We start from the raw sequence: 5534 nt of genomic DNA on the forward strand, positions 1-5534 counted from the left end.
GTTGCATTAACGCAAGGTGTGGTAAGGGTGTTAAGTGTGGTGGTCAGAAAAACTATTGCACTGTCGCAATTAAGTCTTGAGTCTTGATTGCTATTGGGTTTTCTAGTAAGGGTGAAATACATCTATTTATTGGCTGCTCCCTACTCCCTACTCCCTGTTCACTGTTACCTGTTCCCTGTTCCCTACTAACTGATAGCTGACAGCTGACGGCTGACAGCTGAATACTTACAAAAAAATTCGGTCAAGTTTTGGTTAATTCCAATGCTTGACCGAATTATTTTTTGTAATAGTCAACAACCCTAGAGTCCTTGACTATGTGTTCACCAAATCAACAACATACAAACTTAGGTCTTAGACTTCAGACTTCGTAATTTCTCCTGAGTTTTGACCTGTAGCCAGGGATGCAAATCCCTGGCAAGTTGCTATCTTAATCTACCGACAGATGTCGAATCAAAATACTGATCACCTCACCAGGATTTCCGGTAGGTTGAGGAGTGCTCCACTCATGAACTTGGGCGTAGCCACGGCTATAAAGATTATAGATTGTGACCCGCACGGTTTTGGGAGAACCGATCCATATATGTTTGATTTGCTCCCGTCCTGGCTGGGGTTGGCCAAATAATTCAGGGAGATTAGGATTGTTGGGATTATACTCAAAAATTTGGGAGAAAGTTTTTCGATGTCCATAATGTTTTTTTTGTGTTGTATTGGCGACATTTTTATGGTAATAAATAATTATTTATTTTGTCAAGTATTTTTCATTTTTTTTTATAAAGGGGGTATAAATATCAAATTTTTGATTAGTTTTTTTTTTGTTTTTTTTGGTTAATTAAAAATAGCGATCGCATTAAAATTGAGACCGTAATCATGCGATCGCTTAGCGGCTGATATCATCGCCTTTTTTTAGGGATTATGAATTAGGGATTATGAATTAGAGTAATGGTGTTAGATTGGGGGAGTCCTTTCCCGTAGTGCCTCCTACATACCATCGCTTTCCATAGCATTTCTTTACCAAGGGGTAAAGTCGGAAAATCGATCTAGAAAGTCCCCCTTATTAAGGGGGATAATGGGGGATCTAAACCCGGAAGCAGATCCGAAAAGCTCGATCCTCCCAGCCCGCTGTGATCATTGGGTAAAGTCGGAAAATCGATCTAGAAAGTCCCCCTTATTAAGGGGGATAATGGGGGATCTAAACCCATGCAAAAAACCACAAAATCGATTAGTTTTAAATGTGCGATCGCCAACAAAGACAATTCCATCTTCCTTATAATTACAAGTTAGTAAGCAGAGCTAGAGGATTAAGGAAAACTATGACCCCAGTCGAGAAAAAGCTGTGGTCTTGCTATTTGAAAAATTTTCAGTTTAGAGTCTTGCGACAAAGACCAATAGCGAATTTTATTGTTGACTTTTATTGTGCTGCTTTAAAATTAGTTATTGAAGTTGATGGGGATTCTCATTATACAGAATCTGGCCAAGCTTATGACGAAGAAAGAACTCACATTCTTGAAGGTTATGGATTAAAAGTAATTCGATTTACCAATGATGAAGTATTGCATAATTTTGAAGCAGTGTGCGATCGGATCAGCAGTGAGCTTCCCCCTAGCACAACCTAGAGCTGTTTCAAAATTCAATAAGTTGCGGCTCTTTGGTGAGTATCAAATTTTTTTAGGGATTAGGATAATAGAGTTAGATTGGGGGAGTGGAATCGCGCTTTTTATACCATTTTCTAGTGCGATCCCCCCCAGCCCCCCTTAATAAGGGGGGAGTCCGGAAATCGATCTAGTTTGTGCCCCTTATTAAGGCAGACCAAGGGGGGAGTAAGCTCTTTCTCTCCCATTTCCTAACTCGATCCCCCCCTGCCCCCCTTAATAAGGGGGGAGTCCGGAAATCGATCTAGTTTGTGCCCCTTATTAAGGCAGACCAAGGGCGGAGTAAACTCTTTCTCTCCCATTTCCTCACTCGATCCCCCCCTGCCCCCCTTATTAAGGGGGGAGTCCGGAAATCGATCTAGTTTCTCTCCCTTCCGCCCAAATAACTAAGGGCGGAGTAAACTCAAAGAGTTCCCTTTCCTAACTCGATCCCCCCCTGCCCCCCTTATTAAGGGGGGAGTCCGGAAATCGATCTAGTTTCTCTCCCTTCCGCCCAAATAACTAAGGGCGGAGTAAACTCAAAGAGTTCCCTTTCCTAACTCGATCCCCCCCTGCCCCCCTTATTAAGGGGGGAGTCCGGAAATCGATCTAGTTTGTGCCCCTTATTAAGGCAGACCAAGGGCGGAGTAAACTCTTTCTCTCCCATTTCCTAACTCGATCCCCCCCTGCCCCCCTTAATAAGGGGGGAGTCCGGAAATCGATCTAGTTTCTCTCCCTTCCGCCCAAATAACTAAGGGCGGAGTAAACTCAAAGAGTTCCCTTTCCTAACTCGATCCCCCCCTGCCCCCCTTATTAAGGGGGGAGTCCGGAAATCGATCTAGTTTGTCCCCCTTCCGCCCAAAGAACTAAGGGGGGAGTCCGGAAATTGATCTAGAAAGTCCCCCTTATTAAGGGGGATTTAGGGGGATCAAATCTCCCTAAATTGCTATAATTAAACTAATCGAACATAACTACCTATAAATTATGGCAGCATTGTCCCTTTTGGCTAGTTTAGAACTATCGCAAATAGCGCCACCATTGTTAAGTATTGTTGCTAAAGAAGCAGGGAAGCATATAGTTAAATCTCTGACTAAAAGCGATATCGAAAAAGCCATCAAAGCGGGAGCAGAAGCCGTTGATCAATGGGACAAACAACTGGATAGTCAACAGCGCTTATTTTTTCACGCTCCCCCGGATGGCTGGAATGGAGTTAATCGGTTTTTGAACGACTATTTTACTCATTCTGCTGTTGTGGCGGAATTACAGAAACCCTTACTTAATCAAGGTAAGCCAGACCGGGATATTTTAAGCACCGTATTTCAACAACAAGCTGAAGCCAAGACTATTAAACTAAATCAAGACAGTCTCAAGCCTTGGATAGAGACATTTATTAATGCTTATTTTCAGCACACGGATACTTATCTTAAATTTCAGGTAGCTAAACAGGATTATTGTGAGCAGTTAGCCAACTGGTTTGATGATGTCAAATTTGCTGGCATTGCTGTGCCTGGGCAAGAAGTAGAAAAATCGGAGAAGTTAGCCCAGATTTTCGTAATGCCAGATGTCGTGGAAGACGTATCAACTGCTGGCGCTTGGGAGCGGGAGTTGTTAGCAGCCGGTAGTGGGGAAAAGCCAGAAAGGCTGCTATTGGAAAAGACAACTGGCCGGAAATTCTTGGCTCAGCAGTTATTGAGCCAAAGTCAGTCGAGAAGAGTGGTAATCCTGGGTGCGCCAGGCTCTGGTAAAACCACCTTGATGAGCTATTTTGCGGTAATATTAGCTCAGCAAAATCCTGACATTTTGGGATTAGATGGTGATACCGACTGGCTACCGATTTTAATCAGGATGCGAGATTTTGCCAGACATCTCGATAAAAGCCTGATCGACTATGCTCGGATATTTGCGGAAAACACCATGTCAGTGAAACCGTTACCAGTGGGATTTTTCGAGCATTGGTTATCTGATGGTAGAGCCTTGATATTGCTGGATGGTTTGGATGAAGTAGCAGAAGAGGCTAAACGCCATGATGTAGTCAAGCGCATCGAGAATTTTTTAGGACAGTTTAACAGAAATCGCGCTATTATTACATCTAGACCGGCTGGTTATCGGCGCGACTTTTTCCGCACTGAGGAATTTCCCCACTATCAAATCCAACCCTTTGATGACCAAAAGATTTCGGCATTTATTGAGAACTGGTATAACAGTCGCTTTCAAGACCAAGCAGAAGCCAAAAGGCGCAAGGAGAGTTTAGGAAAGGCGCTGAATGATAATGACCGGATTACCTTGTTGGCACGGAATCCCTTATTGTTGACAATTATTGCATTAATCCATCGGTATCAAGCGGTATTGCCCAAAGAACGGTTTGAGCTTTATAATTGTGCAGTCAAAACCTTGTTAACCTCTTGGGATGCTAACAAAGAAATCAGCAATCAGGGACTATTTAAATATCTAGATTTCTATGATTTGCGCCGATTGATGGAATTGTTAGCTTATTGGATTCATGGCCAAGGAAATAGTGAAGATAACGAAGGCAGTACGTTAATTAACCGTGATGATTTGATTAAGCAGTTGAGCAAAGAGATTAAAACTTTAAAGCAGGTGCAGTTATATCAAGCCAAACAAGAAGCAGAAGCATTTGTAACCTTGATTCGCGATCGCACTGGTTTATTGAATGAGCAGGGGCAAGATTGTTATGGGTTTGTCCATAAGAGCTTTCAAGAATATTTGTGTGCTGAAGAAATTGACTATCATGCAGAAAATGAGTATGATTTTCGGATTGTTTTGAATCAGATTCGGGAGCATTTACATGACTCCCACTGGCGCGAAGTGTTATTATTGCTAATAGCACAACAAAAACCGAAAAATGCCGCGAAAGCGATTCGGGCAGTATTGAATAATAATAGTAAATATGAGCAGTGGTTACATCGGGATTTGTTATTTGCTGGTAATTGTTTGGCAGAAGACCCGAAAAATTTGCGTGGTGCTGATGGTGAGTTAGTGCAAGAGATTTTAGAGGGGTTGGTTGAGTTGGAGGTGAGTACTAAAGAGCCGGTTGGCAAGAGGGTTTACGAGCAGGTTTATCAAATAATTTGTAGTTTGTATGAAACGGATTTTCAAGCACAGGTATTGGAATTGTTGAAGGAGCGATTGGCCTACGGCCACGCTACGGGATCGGATTGGATTGATCAGCTGCGATTGTTGAACTATAGAGCCGAGTTAGGGGAAAAAGATCAGGTAATAACAATATTACTAGCACAGCTTCAGGATCACAATGTTAGTGTGCGTTGGAGGGCTGCCCAAGCCTTGGGCGAATTGCGCAACAGTTCAGAAACTGTAGTCAACGCCCTCATAGCACAGCTTCAGGATCACAATGTTAGTGTGCGTTGGAAGGCTGCCCAAGCCTTGGGCAGATTGGGCAACAACTCAGAAACCATAGTCAACGCCCTCATAGCAAGGCTTCAGGATCACAATTCTCATGTGCGTTGGAGGGCAGCTCGTGCCTTAGGCAATTTGGGCAACAGTTCACAAACCATAGTCAGCGCCCTCATAGCACGTCTTCAGGATGAGAATTCTACTGTGGGTTGGGAGGCAACCTATGCCTTGGGGCAATTGGGCAACAACTCAGAAACCCTAGTCAGCACCCTCCTAGCACAGCTAAAGGATGAGAATTCTGATTTGCGTGGGTGGACAGCCTATGCCTTGGGAAAATTAGGCAACAGGTCAGAACCCGTAGTCAACGCCCTCCTAGCAAGGCTTAAGGATCAGAATTTTAGTGTGCGTTGGAAGGCAGCCGAATCCTTGGGCAATTTGGGCAATAGCTCAGAAACCGTAGTCAGCCCCCTCCTAGCAGGGCTTCAGGATCACAATTCTCATGTGCGTAGGGACGCAGCCAGAACCTTGGGCAAT

3 protein-coding genes are annotated in these 5534 nt (G+C 43.6%); 2 read left to right on the top strand and 1 reads right to left on the bottom strand.

Features of this window, described 5'->3' with window-relative positions; genetic code table 11:
• Positions 1-427: 427 nt before the first annotated feature.
• Positions 428-556 (bottom strand): hypothetical protein, encoded by a 129-nt coding sequence (locus tag LYNGBM3L_RS48790; protein ID WP_267872059.1) that lies wholly within the window; start codon positions 554-556, stop codon positions 428-430.
• A gap of 673 nt (positions 557-1229) precedes the next feature.
• On the opposite strand from LYNGBM3L_RS48790, the gene LYNGBM3L_RS18935 reads away from it, so the two are divergent.
• Together LYNGBM3L_RS18935 and LYNGBM3L_RS18940 are read left to right on the top strand one after the other, a co-directional pair.
• On the top strand, positions 1230-1613 hold the full coding sequence (locus LYNGBM3L_RS18935) for an endonuclease domain-containing protein (protein WP_008186627.1): 384 nt from the start codon (positions 1230-1232) through the stop codon (positions 1611-1613).
• Between the two features lie 999 nt (positions 1614-2612).
• A partial coding sequence (locus LYNGBM3L_RS18940; RefSeq protein WP_044493889.1) for an NACHT domain-containing protein occupies positions 2613-5534 on the top strand: 2922 nt, incomplete at its 3' end.

Source organism: Moorena producens 3L, from assembly GCF_000211815.1.
Lineage (GTDB): Bacteria > Cyanobacteriota > Cyanobacteriia > Cyanobacteriales > Coleofasciculaceae > Moorena > Moorena producens.